The organism is Streptomyces sp. ISL-94, from assembly GCF_018614075.1.
Taxonomy (GTDB): domain Bacteria; phylum Actinomycetota; class Actinomycetes; order Streptomycetales; family Streptomycetaceae; genus Streptomyces.
The window spans coordinates 23,945-39,612 of the sequence record NZ_JAGGOZ010000089.1; the positions used below are offsets into that span (position 1 = coordinate 23,945).

At 70.4% G+C, this 15,668-nt stretch carries 13 protein-coding genes; 11 read left to right on the top strand and 2 right to left on the bottom strand.

Going from position 1 to position 15,668, the window contains the following annotated elements; all coding sequences use genetic code 11:
• The first annotated feature begins 151 nt into the window (after positions 1–151).
• The gene (locus tag J7E94_RS26065; protein WP_215019237.1) at positions 152–1,231 is read left to right on the top strand and encodes an LLM class flavin-dependent oxidoreductase; all 1,080 of its coding nucleotides are present in this window, start codon (positions 152–154) and stop codon (positions 1,229–1,231) included.
• A 21-nt stretch (positions 1,232–1,252) separates the two neighbouring features.
• On the opposite strand, the gene J7E94_RS26070 is transcribed toward J7E94_RS26065, so the two are convergent.
• Positions 1,253–2,050 (bottom strand): BTAD domain-containing putative transcriptional regulator, encoded by a 798-nt coding sequence (locus tag J7E94_RS26070; protein WP_215019238.1) that lies wholly within the window; start codon positions 2,048–2,050, stop codon positions 1,253–1,255.
• Positions 2,051–2,278: 228 nt separating this feature from the next.
• On the opposite strand from J7E94_RS26070, the gene solA reads away from it, so the two are divergent.
• From solA to J7E94_RS26115, 9 genes are all read left to right on the top strand, one after another.
• Entirely contained in the window at positions 2,279–3,466 is a 1,188-nt protein-coding gene (solA, locus tag J7E94_RS26075; RefSeq protein ID WP_215019239.1) for an N-methyl-L-tryptophan oxidase, read from the top strand.
• A 53-nt stretch (positions 3,467–3,519) separates the two neighbouring features.
• Positions 3,520–3,966 carry a flavin reductase family protein gene (locus J7E94_RS26080; protein ID WP_215019240.1) on the top strand — a complete coding sequence of 149 codons (447 nt, stop codon included), beginning with the start codon at positions 3,520–3,522 and terminating at the stop codon, positions 3,964–3,966.
• 50 nt (positions 3,967–4,016) lie between these two features.
• Positions 4,017–5,117: a long-chain fatty acid--CoA ligase gene (locus J7E94_RS26085; protein ID WP_215019241.1), complete on the top strand. Its 1,101-nt coding sequence runs from the start codon at positions 4,017–4,019 to the stop codon at positions 5,115–5,117.
• Entirely contained in the window at positions 5,117–6,505 is a 1,389-nt protein-coding gene (locus J7E94_RS26090) for an aldehyde dehydrogenase family protein (RefSeq protein ID WP_215019242.1), read from the top strand. Before J7E94_RS26085 ends, J7E94_RS26090 begins: the two co-directional genes overlap by 1 nt.
• Before the next feature lie 206 nt (positions 6,506–6,711).
• Complete coding sequence (locus tag J7E94_RS26095) at positions 6,712–7,056, top strand: phosphopantetheine-binding protein (RefSeq protein ID WP_215019243.1); 345 nt, start codon at positions 6,712–6,714, stop codon at positions 7,054–7,056.
• Positions 7,049–9,814, top strand: a complete 2,766-nt coding sequence (locus tag J7E94_RS26100; protein WP_215019244.1) for a type I polyketide synthase — start codon at positions 7,049–7,051, stop codon at positions 9,812–9,814. Before J7E94_RS26095 ends, J7E94_RS26100 begins: the two co-directional genes overlap by 8 nt.
• Before the next feature lie 2 nt (positions 9,815–9,816).
• Positions 9,817–10,590: a thioesterase II family protein gene (locus J7E94_RS26105; protein ID WP_215019245.1), complete on the top strand. Its 774-nt coding sequence runs from the start codon at positions 9,817–9,819 to the stop codon at positions 10,588–10,590.
• A gap of 17 nt (positions 10,591–10,607) precedes the next feature.
• A complete protein-coding gene (locus tag J7E94_RS26110; protein WP_215019246.1) occupies positions 10,608–11,663 on the top strand; it encodes an aldo/keto reductase in 1,056 nt (351 codons plus the stop codon).
• 44 nt (positions 11,664–11,707) lie between these two features.
• Positions 11,708–14,029, top strand: a complete 2,322-nt coding sequence (locus J7E94_RS26115; RefSeq protein WP_215019247.1) for a type I polyketide synthase — start codon at positions 11,708–11,710, stop codon at positions 14,027–14,029.
• A 7-nt stretch (positions 14,030–14,036) separates the two neighbouring features.
• Here J7E94_RS26115 and J7E94_RS26120 read toward each other — a convergent pair whose 3' ends face one another.
• Entirely contained in the window at positions 14,037–14,930 is an 894-nt protein-coding gene (locus J7E94_RS26120) for a LysR family transcriptional regulator (RefSeq protein ID WP_215019248.1), read from the bottom strand.
• Between the two features lie 25 nt (positions 14,931–14,955).
• Between J7E94_RS26120 and J7E94_RS26125 the strand changes: the two genes are divergently transcribed.
• A partial coding sequence (locus J7E94_RS26125) for an FAD-binding oxidoreductase (protein ID WP_215019249.1) occupies positions 14,956–15,668 on the top strand: 713 nt, incomplete at its 3' end.

Sequence of the window (15,668 nt, forward strand, 5' to 3'; positions counted from 1 at the left end):
TCAAGCAGGCCGCCGCGCTCCGGGCAATGGGAAATGACATTCCTGACAGCGGACTGACAGCCTGACGGGCAAATGCCCCGACGGTTGACGGGTCGCCGCACACCCGCTTTTCCTGGGACTGGCACATCAGTCAGTTACCAGGAGGAGCGGTATGACGGAATTCGGTGTCAATTTCTTCCCAGTGGTCGATCCGGCGGTCAAATCCGCCACCTCGTACTATGACGAGACCTTGCGGCTCATCGAATTGGCCGAATCGCTGGGATTCACACAGGCACAGACGGTCGAGCACTACTTCTCCGCCTACGGCGGCTACAGCCCCGACCCGGTCACACTGCTTGCCGCGGCTGCGGCCCGCACCAGCCGGATCCGTATCGCCACCGGCGCCGTCGTCCCCGCCTTCACCCACCCGGTGAAGCTGGCCGGCAAGCTGGCGATGCTCGACCACCTTTCTCACGGGCGCCTCGACGTCGGTTTCGGCCGGGCCTTCCTGCCCACCGAGTTCGCCGCGTTCGGCATCCCGATGGACGAGAGCCGGAACCGTTTCGTCGAGGGCGTCGAGGCCGTACGGCAGCTGTGGACCACCGAGGACCTGGTCTGGGAGGGTCGCTTCCACGAGTTCGGCCCCGTGACCCTGTTGCCCCGCCCCTACCAGAGGCCGCATCCCCCCATCTTCATCGCCTCCGCCACGAGCGCGCAGTCGTGCGCGGCAGCCGGCGCCGCGGGCCATCACCTGCAGGTGGTGCCCTCCGTGACCTCGGCCGAACAGCTGGCCGGGATGCTCGACGCGTACCGTTCGGCCTGGGACGGCGCCGGTCACCCTCCCGGCGAGCGGCGCATCCAGATCAAGTTCACCTGCTACCTCGGCACGGAACGCGAGGAGGCACACCGCCAGGCCGAGTTCTACGAGCGGCAGTACGTCGAGCACATGGCCCGTGCGGTGGCCCCCCTTGCCGCAGGTGGCTCGGCCGACTACCCGGGCTACGAGAAGTTCCTGGACAAGGCGAAGAACTACGAGTTCCAGGCGTCGCTGGCGGCCAACAAGGTGCTCGCGGGAAACCCGGACGACGTGAGCGAACAGATCGCCGCCGTCCGCGTGCAGTTCGGCGCGGACCTGTCCTTCAGCCTCCAGTTTAACCCGGGAGGACTGGCCTTCGCCCGCTCCGCCACGGCGATGGAACTCTTTGCCGCGCACGTCATGCCCGTCTTCGCCGGACAGGAAGTGGCCGCATGAGCGACCTGCTCGACGTGTTTCCTACTCAGGAGCGCTGACCAGCGCCGTCAATCCCTCGATCTGGTTGCGCAGGGACCGCTGCTCCGAGGCCAGCAACTGGACGAGGCCACGCAGCCGCTCAAGCTCGCCGGGCCGGTCGGCCTCTGGCCCCGGCCGGCGGGCCCCCGGCGCCGCCGCGGCCGGTCGGCGCCGGCGCAGGGCGAGCGCCAGCTGTTCCCGGAAACGGGTCCGCCCCGGGTGCGCCGACACCGCCGCCCGCAGCTCACCGAGCACCTGCTCATGCCGCCCTGTGCGCAGAGCGGTTTCGAAGAGCTTCTCCAGCGCGTCCTGCCGGGTCCGCTCGTGCTCGGCGGCCACCCCGGCGCAGATCGGCCCCATGACGCTGCCTTCCAGCACGTTGCCCCGCCACAGCGCGAGAGCCTGCCGGAATGCGTCGTACGCGGCCTGCGGATCGTGCTCTGCGAGTTCCCGGGCCCTGGCCACGGACAGCCGGAACCGCCCTGCGTCGGTGTCGTGTTCGCCGGCCGTCAGCTCGTATCCCGTGCCGTGCCGGATCAGGCGCGGCGCGTTGGCACGCTCGGGTTCCACCAGCGCGAGCCGCCCCCGCAGCCGGGACACATGGGCCTGCAGGGCATTTGCCTCCTTGGCCGGCGGGCGGTCCCCCCACAGCTCACCGATCAGCTGCTCCGCCGGCACCGTGACGCCCGGCTGTCCCAGGAGGGCGCCCAGCAAGGCGCCCTGCATCGGGCTGGCCAGGTGTATCCGGCGCCGGCGCTGCTCGTCGTACAGCTCCGGCGCTCCAAGAATCCTGAAGAGCATCCGTTCCCCCCTTGCGCTTCTCGTGGCCCGCGGTGCCGTACGGCAGCGGGCGGGTCTTCCCGTCTGAGAGGACCACGGCGGGGGCCACCGGGGCCTGAGTGAGCGGTACTCAACCCGGGACGGCCACGGCAATTGAGTACCGACCACTCACGTGCTGGACCGCGACCGCGTGGTCCGGTGGTTCCGGTCGTTCCAGCCGGTTCGGTCGCAGACGGGAAAGAGGAGCAGATGAGTCGGTGGGACGCGGACGTCGCCGTGATCGGACTGGGGGCGTGGGGGGCCGCCGCGTTGTGGCAGCTCGCCTCCCGTGGCGTCGACGTGATCGGGTTCGAGAGCCGCAAGCCCGGGCACGCGCTCAGTTCGTCGTACGGCGGCTCCCGGATGTTCCGCACCACCTGTCTGGAACACCCGGGGCTGGTGCCGCTCGCGAGGCGATCGCTGGAACTGTGGCAGAGGCTGCAGGACGAGGCCGGACAGCGCCTCTTCTTCCCCGGCGGCGGCCTGCTCATCGGGCCGGAAGCGGGCGTCATCGTCGGCGGAACGCTGCGGGCGGCCCGTACGCACGGTATAGAGGTGCGCAGCATGGGGGTGGCCGAGCTGCGTGAGCGGTTCCCACAGCACACCGGCGTGCCCGGGCACCACCTCGCCGTGTGGGAGCCGTCCGCGGGCATCCTGCGTGCCGAGGACTCCGTACGGGCCGCCACCGGACTCGCCGGCATCGTCGGCGCCCGCGTGTACACCGACACCCGCGTACGGGCAGTGAAAGCGGTGGACGGCGGCGTCGTGCTGCGAACCGCTGAAGGGGAGAGCCGGGTGCGCCGGGTGGTCATCACAGCCGGGTCGTGGCTGTCGGCCCTGGTGGGGGCACTGCCGCTGGAGACCTTGCGGATGCCCCTGACGTGGTTCCGGCCGGTGGTGACCGACGGCAGCTTCGAGCTGGACCGCTTCCCGGTCTTCATGCGCGAGACCGAAGAGGGACCCGTGCTGTGGGGCAACGGCACCGAGGGCGGGCACGAGGTGAAGTTGGGGCTGGAGGGGTACGGCCCCGGGGCTCGCGCCCTCGACCCCGAGGACGATGGCGAGCGGGCCCTGCGCCCGGAGGACTGGACGGACTTGGCCCGGATGCTGCCCGGTCGGCTGCCCGGGCTGGAAGAACTGCCGGCCAAGGCGGCCGTATCGCTGTTCACCCGGACACCCGACGGCCAGTTCGTCCTCGGCGCCTTGGACGGCGACCCGAGGGTCGTGGTCGCCGGCGGGTGCAACGCGCACGGCTTCAAGCATGCCACCGGCATAGGGGAGGCCCTGGCCGATCTGGCCACCGGCCGTATTCCCGAGGTCCCCCTCGACTTCCTTTCACCCGGCCGATTTGGCGGCCGGGTCGCGGCGAACGCCTCATCGATGGAGAGCGCACTGTGAAACCTCCCGTCCCACCCACGGAGCTGACTGAGGCGAGGCATTTCCGCGAGGCCATGTCACTGCTGCCGGCCGCCCTCACCGTTGTCACCACGGTCGACGTCCTCGGCCGCCGCTGGGGGTTCACCGCCAGCTCCGTCACGTCCGTCTCGCTCGACCCGCCGCTGCTGCTGGTCGGCGTCAACCGGACGTCGAGCTGCCATGACGCGTTCGTCAGCGCTCAGGAGTTCGTCGTCAACGTGCTCGGCGAACAACACCGGGCCGTGGCCGCCAAGTTTGCCGCCCACGGCGTCGACCGCTTCGCCGGGGAGGACTTCGCGGACTGGCCGGGCACGAACCTGCCTCATCTGCCCGACGCGCACGCCGCGTACCGCTGCCTGCGGCACGAGGTCATGGCCGCCGGTGACCACCAGCTGCTGCTCGGGGCACTCACGGGGGTCCTCGCCGAGCGCCCCGGCCGCCCGCTGCTCTGGTACCGGCGGACGTTCCACACCCCGCGGTGAGCCCGTCGCGCGGCCACCGATCCATCGCTTCATGCGTCCCAGGAGGCACAGTGTCACCCGTAGACCGATCCGTGCTGGACCTGCCCTTCGATGTCGTCCCGGATCCCGACGAGTTCATCCGCGTGGCCATGGAATGGCACTTCAACCCGGAGACCGGCTCCCGCTACTGGCTGGGGCGGGCCCGGTCCCTCGACTTCGACCCCCGCAGGGACGTCAAGAGCCACGACGACCTGCGGCTCTTTCCGAACGTGGTGAACGAGCTTCGCGACGTACCCGTGACCGATCTCGTACCCAAGGGCTACGGCGCGGCGCCGGACATCGTGGGCACGTACGAGAGCGGAGGCACCACCGGTGCGCCCAAGCGCGTGGTCTGCCTGCGCGACTGGATGGACCGGATGATGGCCTGGAGCAGTGCCAACCTCGACGCGCACGGCTTCCCGAGGGGTGCCCAGTGGCTCGGCGTTACGCCCTCCGGACCCCACATCGTGGGACGCGTCTTCGAGGAGTCGGCCACCACGCACGGCAGCCTCGGCTTCCGTATTGACCTCGACCCGCGCTGGGTGAAGAAGCTGCTCGCCTCCGGCAGGCGGGACCTGGCCGACGACTACGCCGAACACGTCGTCGACCAAGCGGCATTCATCCTGCGCACCCAGGACATCGGCGTCATGACGATCACCCCGCCGCTGCTGGAGCGCCTCGCCCGCCGCGACGAACTCGTCGACCTCGTCAACGAGAAGGTGAAGGCGATCCGCTGGGGAGGCACCCAGATGGACGCCGACACCCGCCACCTGTACCGCACCGAGGTCTTCCCCGGGCTGAAGCTGTACGGGCACTACGGCAGCACCATGATCCTGGGCATCGCCGGGCAGCGGTTCGACGCCGACGACGGGGACGCCTGCGTCTTCGACACGCTGTCGCCGTACGTGACCTTCTCCGTCGTCGATCCGGCCACAGGTGAGCAGGTGGCCCACGGCGCACGCGGCCAGGTCGTGATGAACCACGTCAGTAAGGGCCTGCTGCTGCCCAATAATCTTGAACGCGACCTCGCCACCCGGGTCGAGGCTCCCACGGGGCACGTCGGCGACTCGGTCCAGGACATCGCTCCGGTGGCGCGGTTCGACGAAGAGGCCGTCATCGAGGGGGTCTACTGATGGCAGGGACCCCGGGATCCGGGCCCGGTCCCCTCGTCCTGGACGTACTCGGCCCGGCCGGCCCCTACCGGGCGCGCAACCGCCATGTCATTCCCGACCTCACGGGCAGCCCGGCCATCGAACTAGGCCTTGCTCCCCGAGTGTTCGTAAGCAGGGCCATGAGCGCCCTGCGTGCGGCCACCCCGCTGCCTCTGGACGAACGGGTCGCGGCCATCGCCCGTGCGGGCGAGCTGTTCGCCACGGCGGAGCTCGGCGGACTCACCCCGGCCGCCTACGAGTACGCCGTCAGCCGGGTCGCCGGCATTCCGCTCCCCGTGGTCCGCACGGCCACCCGGACCCTGGCCCGCCGCGCCGCAGACATCTACCGCGGCATACGGTTCGCCCGTCCCTGGGGAGCCGCAGAGGACTGGCGGGACCCTCTCACCCGTACCGGACGACCGGTGTGGGCGCGGCGGGGCGAGGTCCTCGCCGTGCATGCCGCGGGCAACCACCCCGGCACGCACAGTCTCTGGCCCGAAGCGCTCGCCCTGGGCTATCGGGTGGCGGTGCGGCCCTCCCGGCGGGAACCCCTCACGCCGCACCGGCTCGTGCTGGCCCTGCGCGCCGCGGGGTTCCCCGACGACCACGTGATCCTGCTGCCCACCGAGCATGATGCCGCCGAGGTCATGCTGCGCGAGGCGGACCTGGGTTACGGCAGCGACGAGGTCATCCGGGAGTTCGCCGACGACCGGGGCGTGCTGCCGTTGACCCCGGGCCGAAGCAAGATCCTCCTGACCACCGACGTCGACTGGTCCCGCCATCTCGACACCGTCGTCGACTCGATCGCGCACCACGGCGGCACTGGCTGCGTGAACGCCACCGCAGTGTTCGTCGAGGGCGCCCCGGCACCCGTTGCCGAGGCCCTCGCCGAGCGCCTCGCCGCTCTGGTGAGCCTGCCTCCGCAGGACGAGAACGCGCTGCTGCCGGTGCAGGCCGTCCGATCCGCCAGGCTTCTGGAGAAGTACGTCCTCGGCCGGGCCGAGGGCGCGCGGCCTTGGCTGGGAGGCGACGGTTTCGTCGACGAACTCGGAGACGGCAGCGCAGTCCTGCGTCCTGCGGTCTTCGAGCTCGACCGCCCTGACGCGCCCGAGGCCGGCATAGAGGTCCCGTTCCCCTGCGTGTGGGTATCGCCCTGGAACCGGGACGTCTGGACGGCGCCACTGCGGGACACCCTGGTCCTGAGCGCCTTCACGAGCGACGAGCGGCTCATCGACGCGCTCTTCCACGAACCGACGATCAGCAACCTCTACCTGGGAGACCATCCGACCCACTGGACCGACACCGGCATGCCCCATGACGGCTACCTGTCCGATTTCCTGATGCGCAGCAAAACCGTGCTGCGCGGTTGAGAGGTGCCTTTCCCGAACGGCGTCGGCGACGTCCGCGCAGCGGGCCGCCGGCGCTTTCGGCATGTCCGCCCAAACTTTGCCCACGCATAACGAATGGTTCTGCCTCTCAGGGAATGTAGCTATTGGACTTCTGGGTCCGGCGCTTGGAGGATCGAATGGCCAGACCGCCCCTGTGGTTCCCATAGAAGAAGAATTGGAGTGGCATCGTGACATCCCAGTCGCCCTTACCGGAACGGCGGAGCGAGAGCGTCGTCGCCGAGATCTGGAGCGAGGTTCTCGAACTGCCGCACGTGGGGCTCCAGGACAACTTCTTCGATCTCGGTGGGCACTCCCTCCTGCTGAGCGTGGTCCGCGAAAGAATCGCCCTGCGGCTGGGCAAGGACGTGTCGCTGGTCGAGCTCTTCGCCCACCCCACGGTCCGCGACCTTGCCCGGTACCTCGACGAGGGCAGCACCGGCGCAGCCACACGCGCCGCGGTCAAGCCCCGGACGCGCGGCCGCGCCCAGCTCGCCGACCGCCGGGCGGCATTCCGGGGAGGCACGAGTGACTGACTTCGGCCAGAACCTGGACGAGAGCGGCCACATCGCCGTCATCGGCATGGCCGGCCGTTTCCCGGGCGCCCGTGACATCGACGAGTTCTGGCACAACCTCGCCTCGGGCCTCGACACCATCACCCGGGAGCCGGTCCGGCCGGTGCGCACCGGCGCCGTCCCGTTCGCGGACGGCCCGACCTATGTGCCGGCCCGAGGCCTGCTGGAGCACCCCGAGTGGTTCGACGCCGGGTACTTCGGCTACTCCGACGACGAAGCTCACGTCCTCGATCCGCAGTTCCGCGTCTTCCTGGAGTGCGCCGTAGCCGCTCTCGAACACGCCGGTCGGGATCCCGACCGATGCCCGGGACCCGTCGGTGTGTACGGCGGATCGACGGAGACCGCCCATCTACAGACAGTGCAGGACCATCGGGAACGGTTCCCCGACCTGACCGACGACGACCTTCTGCTCGCTGCCGCACCGGAGTTCCTGGCATCCCGTACCGCCGAGCGGCTGGGCCTGAGCGGACCCGCGACGACCGTGCAGTCCGCCTGTGCCACCGCTCTCGTGGCAGTCCACCTGGCCGTCCAGGGGCTGCTCGGCGGCGATTGCGACCTGGCCCTAGCCGGCGGTGTAGCCGTGCACGTCCCACCGAAACAGCCGGGGTACAGCGAGGACGGCATCCTCTCCTCCGACGGAGTGACCCGCACTTTCGATGCCCGAGGCGACGGCACCGTGGCGAGCAGCGGCGTCGGCATCGTGGTCCTCAAACGCCTCACCGACGCTCTCGCCGACGGCGACAAGGTCCTCGCCGTGGTCCGTGGCTCTGCCGTCACCAACGACGGTTCCGCACGTATCGGCTTCACGGCCCCCAGTGTCGAGGGTCAGTCGGCCGCGATCCGAGCCGCTCAGCTCACCGCCGGGGTGGACGCCGGGACCATCACGTACGTAGAGGCGCACGGCACGGCGACCCCGCTCGGAGACCCGGTCGAAGTGGCCGCACTGACCAGGGCGTTCCAGCAGCACACCGACGAACTTGGCTTTTGCTCCATCGGATCCGTCAAGAGCAACATCGGACATGCCGACACCGCCGCGGGCGCGGCCGGCCTCATCAAGACGATCCTCGCGCTGGAGCATGCGGCGATCCCGCCCAGCCTTCACTTCCAGGAACCCAACAGGGAGATCGACTTCGCCTCTGGCCCCTTTCGTGTCGCCACCCGGTACACCCCGTGGCGCCCCCGTGTCGGCCCCCGACGCGCAGGGGTCAGCGCTTTCGGTATCGGTGGGGTCAACTCCCATGTGGTATTGGAAGAGGCCCCCGCGCCTCGGTCCGAGGCCCCAATTCGGTCGGAGCAGCTCCTCGTCGTGTCCGCGCGGACACCGGCGGCCCTGTCCGCCGCCGCAGCCAACCTTGCCGCCTTTTTGAGGAGGGCACCGGAGACGGTGCTCGCCGATGTGGCGTGGACCCTCCAGACCGGCAGGCAGGAACATCCGTACCGTGCCTTCACCGTCGCCGACCGGGCCGCCGACGCGGCCGCCGCACTGACCGCCCTGGCGGGCGGCGCCGCGGATGTCATACGCGCAACAGCACGCGACCGCGAGGTCGTTCTGCTCCTTCCCGGTACCGGTGGGCGTCCTGGCCCCGGGTGGCACCCGCTTGCCGAGCCGGAGTACGAGCGGTCTTTCGCCGCCTGCCTCGACGCTCTCGCCCCCGAGCAGGCCGCCGCCGTGCACGAAGCCCTCTCCGGTACCCGTGAGGACCGGCCGTCCGACCTTGCGGTCCACGACATCTGCGTGTTCGCGCGCGAGTATTCACTCGCCAGGCTGTGGATCCGCTGGGGCGTGCGGCCGGCCGGCGTCTTCGGAACGGGGACGGGAGCCCTCGTTGCGGCCGTCCTGGCGGACGTACTCGACCTGCCTGACGCTCTGCGTCTGCTGGTGGCCCGGGCCCACTGCGCGGAGTCCGGGGGAGCGCCGACCCTCGACGGCCTGGTCGCCGGGCTCGGAGTCGGGCAACCCCGGATCCCCCTGCTCTCCGCACAGGACGCATGCTGGTACGACGCGGCCGGTGCGGCGCCCGACGCCGCTTGGTGGGCACGGGAGTGGTCCGGTTCGGAGCGGGGGGACGTCGCGCTCGCCGCACTGTTGGCTGAGGACCGGGTGCTGCTCCAGCCGGGGCCCGGAACAGTTCCGTCGCCCTCGGCCTGGGGCGGGCGGTCGCCGCTCACCCCGCTCGGCGATAGCGGGAGCGAAGGCGAGGCGCTTGCCTCCGTACTGGGTACGCTCGGGCGGCTGTGGGCCGACGGCGTCCCCGTCGGCTGGAGCGGCTTCCACGACGGGGTCCCCAGGGCCAAGGTGCACCTGCCGGGCTATCCGTTCGAACGGCGCCCCTACCTGCTGCGGCCGCCGGAGCCGGTCGTCGGTCCCGGATCTGCCGGCCCCGTCCCCGGTGCTCCGTGGTCCGCCACCGCGCCTGCGTACGCCACCACGAGGGGGCCAGCCGATAGCGGCGGCCCCGATGGCGGCACCCTCCCGCTGGTCCTGGACCTGTTCCGCCGAGTTCTGGCCCTGTCGGAGGTCGACCCCGAGGACAGTTTCTTCGACCTCGGCGGCGACTCGCTGATCGCCGCCCGGGTCCTGGCCGAGGTCCGCGAACACCTGCCCGTTGAGATCACCGTGAAGTCCCTGTTCGCCGCACCCACGGCTCTTGAGTTCGCGGAATTCCTCGATGCGAGACTCTCCGGCAGCGATCCGTCCACCCACGGAACGCAGGAGTGACCGTGCCGCACCCTCCCACCCCGGCCGCCCGGGCTACCGGCCCCGTAGGGACCCGCTGGCTCGCCTGCCGGGACAGCAAGCCCGGCGCCACGGTCGAGCTGTACTGCTTCGCCCACGCCGGCGGCTCCGTCGGCGAGTTCCTGCGCTGGTCCGGTGACCTGCCCGGGGTGCGGGTGCTGGGCGTGAAGATGCCCGGGCGGGCACCCCGGGAGAAGGAGCCGCCCTTCACCCGCATGGCCGACCTGGTGGCCACCTTGGTGGAACAGGTCGACTTCGGGCCCGGCCCCTTCGCCTTCTTCGGCCACAGCCTCGGCGGGCTCGTCGCTCACGAGGTCGCCCGTGCCCTGCGTACCGCCGGCCGACCCAAGCCGACGCGGCTCTTCGTGTCGTCCGTACAGCCTCCGCCGATCGTCAGCCGGCGACCGGTGCACGGCCTGCCCCAGGCCGAGCTGCTCTCCGAGATCGAGTACCGGTGGGGAGCGCTGCCCGCCGCCGTCCACGAGGACGACGAATTGCGCGACATCGTCCTCGGCTACTTCCGGGCCGACATGGAGATCGCCGAAACCTACGCGTTCGTCCCGGAACCCCCGCTCGCCGTCGCCGTCACCGCCTTCGTCGGTGACCAGGAGGACAGCGACCTGACCGGCTGGCGGGCTCATACCTGCGAGGACTTCGAGCACCGCACCCTGCGCGGTGGTCATTTCTACTTCCGCGACCCCGAACAGCGGCGAGAGCTGCTGCGCCACGTCCACCGGGCGCTTGGCACCGAGCACTGAGCGACAGAGGAGGCGCCATGCGCTACACGACCTTCGGACGCACCAACGGTCTACGGGTGTCCGAGCTGGCCCTGGGAACGGCCAACTTCGGTTCGTCCTGGGGTGGCGGGGCCAGCCGGGACGAGTCCAGGAAGATATTCGAGCGTTTCGCCGAGGCAGGCGGCACGTTCATCGACTCCGCTGACAGCTACCAGATCGGCCAGTCGGAGCAGCTCCTCGGAGAGCTCATCGGCAACGACCGTGACCACTTCGTGGTGGCCACCAAGTTCTCGCTGGGCAACACGCGTCCCCACGTATCCACCACGGGCAACAGCCGCAAGAACATCATCCGGTCGGTCGACACGAGCCTCAAGCGTTTGGGCACCGACTACATCGACCTCTACTGGGCCCACCTGCCGGACACCGTCACCCCCGTCGAGGAGATCCTGACCACCCTCGACCATCTGACCCGCGCCGGCAAGATCCTGTACGCCGGGTTGTCGAACTTCCCCGCCTGGCGGGTGTCCCGCGCGGTCACGACGGCAGAACTGCGTGGCTGGAGCCCACTGGCGGGCATCCAGTTCGAGTACAGCCTCGCCGAGCGCAGCGCAGACCGGGAACTGCTGCCGATGGCGGAGGCACTGGGCCTCGGCACCGCGCTCTGGGCCCCGCTGGGCGGCGGGCTGCTCACCGGAAAGTACCGGGAGAGCCGACGGGGCAGGCTCAGTGACTGGGAGGGCCGCGGCATCCGTACGGAGGACTGCGCGCAGCGCGTGGAGGTGGTCGACACCGTCCTCTCGGTGGCAGCGGCGACGGGGCTGGAGCCCGCCCAGGTGGCGGTGGCCTGGTTGCGGTCACGGGCCCGCTCGGCCGCGACCGCCGTGGTGCCCATCATCGGCCCGCGCAGCGTCGACCAGCTGGAGACCTACCTGTCCGTGCTGGACGTGACCCTCGAAGAAGCTTCCTTGCGGCTACTCGACGAAGCCAGCGCCGTACGTCTGGGCGCCGCGCACGAACTGGTGGCGAACACCCTCGATTCCGTGCTCGGCGGAGGGGCCGGCCGCATCACACGTCAGCCCGTACCAGTGGCGTGATCGTGGGGAAAACACACATGCGCAGGACAAGGGAGGAGTGCGACATGAACGCGATTGACCTGGACCACGACGATTCTGCCGTCGCCATCGTCGGCATGGCCGTCCGGTTCCCGCGGGCGGACGGCATCGCCGCATACCAGGCCCGATCCCGGCCGGGCTCCCGACCTGGACCGGTACTGGAGGACGCGGACGCCTTCGACCACGCGTTCTTCGGGGTCTCGCCCGGTGAGGCGCTCATCACGGATCCGCAGCAGCGGGTCCTGCTCGAATGCGCCCAGCACGCCCTGGAGGACGCGGCCTGCGATCCAGCCCGGGAGCCAGGCGTCATAGGCGTCTACGCCGGATGCGGCGGTACGTCGTATGCCGCACGACTGCGGCGCGAGATTCGAAGGCTGCCCTTCGCGGACAACTGGCAGATCAGGATCGCTACGGGCGTGGACTTCCTCGCCGCCCGCCCCGCGTACAAGCTGGGCCTGGCTGGGCCCGCGGTGACGGTGCAGGCGGCAGGAGCCACGATGCTCCTGGCCGTGCACAGCGCGGTGCAGGCGCTCCTCGCGGGCGACTGCGACATCGCGCTGGCTGGAGCGGTCACCATCCGCCCGGCAGCCGCGGACCGTGGGCAGTCGGTGGGCGGCTGCGGGGTCGTCGTGCTCAAGCCCCTGCGGGCGGCGCTCGAAGCGGGCGACCGCGTCCATGCCGTCGTCCGCGGGACGGCGGTCGGCAGCGGGAACGACCCCGAACGGGTCGCGCGGCAGGCCCGCGCGGTCGCACAAGTGCAGGCCGAAGCGGTCGCGGCCCTGCGGGCCGACCCCTCGCAGGCTCCCGGGGCAGTAACGGACACCATGCCCGGCGTCGCCGCCTTCCTTGACGCCGTGCTGGCCGTGGCGCCCGACACAGCGCCCGCCGACGCCGACGCACCAAGACTGATCGGCGTGAGTGCCGCAGGGCCGCACGGACTTCACGCCCATGTCGTGGTGGCGCGGCCGCCGCGCGCCCACCGCGCCCAGCCCGAACCGGAGGGGGAGGAAGACTGGCAGCTGCTACCCCTCTCGGCGCGTGACGCAACGGCCCTCGACGACCTGACCGTCCGGCTCGGGCAGCATCTGGCACGGCTACCCCAGGAGCGCATGCGGGACGTTGCGTGGACGCTCCAGACCGGGCGGGCCCGGCACTCGCATCGCCGGTTCGTGGTTGCCCCCGGAACGGATGTCGCCGCGGCGGCGCTGACCAGCGGAAAGCGCCGTCTGACCCCGTCCGGTACGGCTCCGGAGGCAGCTCGCCCCATCGTCTTGACCTTCCCGGGCCAGGGCGGCCAGCACGTGGGTATGGCCCGCACGCTCTACCGGGTCGACCCCGGCTTCCGTGCAGACGTCGAAGCCTGCGCCGAACTGGCGGGGCCCTCGCTCGGATTCGACCTGAGGTCCGTCGTCGACCCGGGTGGCGACCACGAGGACGAGCGGGCGCACCGTGCGCTCGCGACCATCGAGGTCGGCCAGCCCGCCGTCTTCATGGTCGAGTACGCACTGGCCAGGGCCCTGCGGCGGTGGGGTGTGAGGCCGGCGGCGGTCGTCGGGCACAGTCTCGGTGCGTACGCCGCCGCCTGCGTCGCCGGCGTGTTCTCCTTCCCCGACGCGCTCGCCCTCGTAGTGGAACGGGGCAGGCTGCTGCAGAGCCTTCCGTCGGGATCGATGGCAGCCGTCGGGATGTCCGAGTCCGAAGTGCTTGAGCTGCTGCCGGAGGGGCTCGGCATCGGTGCCGTCAACGGGCCGCGGCAGGTGGCCGTCTCGGGGCCGACCGAACTCGTGGAGCGCTTCGTCCGGGAGTTCCCGCGTGAGGACGTCGAGGTGAAGCTCCTGAAGATCGCCACAGCGGGTCACTCAGCCCTCGTCGAGCCCATTCTCGACCAGTTCGAGGCATACGTGGCCGGCCTTACGCTCGGCAGGTCGGAGGTGCCCGTCATCTCGGACACGACCGGGTCCTGGGCCGACCCGGGCGACATCGCGACTCCCGGCTACTGGCGACGGCACCTGCGCCACACCGTACGGTTCGATGACGCCCTCAGCACGGTTGCGGAGGTTCCTGGGGGCATCCTGCTCGAGGTGGGGCCGGGGATGACGCTGACGTCTCTCGCCCGGCGCCACCCCGCGCTGGAGGGCCCGGACCTTCTCATGCTCCATACCCTTCCGCACCCAGCGGACGAGACGCCCGAACTGAGCATCCTACTGACGGCCCTCGGTCGACTCTGGATCGCGGGCACAGAACTGGACTGGGCTGGTCTGCACCCAGGGGGCGGCAGCCATCGGGTCCGGTTGCCCGGGTACCCGTTCCGGCGTACGAGGTTCGACCTGGACGCAGTGGCCCGCTGACAGGGATTCAGCCGGCCGGCTCCGCAAGACCCTGGCGGGCGTGTTCGATGAAGGCGCGCGCTGCCGGGCTGGTCGGACCTTCGGAGCGCCATGCCAGCGCCAGTCGGCCCCTCAGGTGCTCGTTGTCGATGACCACCGTGCGCAGCTGCCGCGCGTGGGCGCGGGCGAACGGCTGTGGGAGGAGGGCCAGCCCCAGGCCCCGGGCCGCGAGCTGCACCAGCACCAGCGGGTCGCTGGCCTCGAAGGCTATGCGGGGCGTCGCGCCCGACGCTGACCAGGCCGCCTCGACGGACGTACGCAGACCGGTGCCCGGCGGCAGGCAGATGAGCGTCTCGTCGCGCACGTCCTCGACGGACACCCGCCCGCGGCGTGCCAGCGGGTGGTCAGCGCTGACCGCACCGACGAACAGTTCGTCGGCGATGACCTGGATGGTCAGACCCGTAGGCGGCTCGGTCGCCATGCCGATGACCGCGACGTCGATCCGGCCCGACCGCAGGCCTTCTGCCAGGTGGTCCGAGTTGCCCTCGGACAGGGACATGTCGACGGACGGGTGCAGCTTGTGGAACTCAGCCAGCAGTTTCGGCAAGGACAAGTGGGAGGAGGAGGCGACCGTCCCGATGGAGACCTGACCCCGTACCAACCCGGTGAGGTCGTCGACGGCGAGCCGGGCTCCGGCCACGGCGGCCAGAGCTGCACGAGCGTACGGCAGCACGGCGACGCCCACGTCCGTCAACTGCACCTGCCGACCACTCCGGTCGAGTAGTTTCTGTCCTAATTCGCGCTCCAGTCGACGGATTTGAGCACTTACACCTGGCTGCGCCACATGGACGCGAGCGGCGCCTTTGGTGAAGCTCGCCTCCTCGGCCACGGCGACGAAATATTCCAACTGGCGCAGTTCCATAAGCGCCGAGTCTAAAGGTTGTCTTATGAGTGAGTTCTCTTGGTTGGTGTCGCGTGTCGAGGGTGAGGTGTTCCTGCCGGGCGGGGACGGTTTCGATGCGGAACGCATCGGTTTCCAGCGTGCGGTGACGCACCGGCCGGATGTGATCGTGGGCGCGGTATCAGCCGCGGACGTGGCGGCGGCGGTGGAGTTCGCCGGTGAGCGGGACTTACCGGTGGCAGTACAGGCCACCGGCCACGGCCTGTCCGTCGCGATGGACGGCGGCGTTCTCGTCTCCACACGGCGGATGTCGGGGGTACGGATCGACCCGGCCGCGGAGACCGCCTGGCTGGAAGCCGGTGTGCGCTGGGAGCAAGTGGTGCCCGAGGCAGCCCGCCACGGCCTGGCCCCCCTGAACGGCTCGGCCCCCCACGTGGGCGCCGTCTCCTACGTCCTGGGCGGCGGACTGGCCCTGCTGGGCCGAACCTACGGCTGGGCCGCAGACCACGTACGCCGCATGGAAGTCGTCACCGCCGACGCCCGGATCAAGGAAATCACCCCCGACAGCGACCCCGACCTGTTCTGGGCACTGCTCGGCGGCAAGGACAACTTCGGCATCGTCACCGGCATGGAGATCGCCCTCATGCCCGTCGAACGGATCTACGGCGGCGGCCTCTACTTCGACACCCCACACGTCGAGGACATCCTCCACGCCTGGCGCGAATGGACCACCACCACCCCCGAAGAAATGAACTCCAG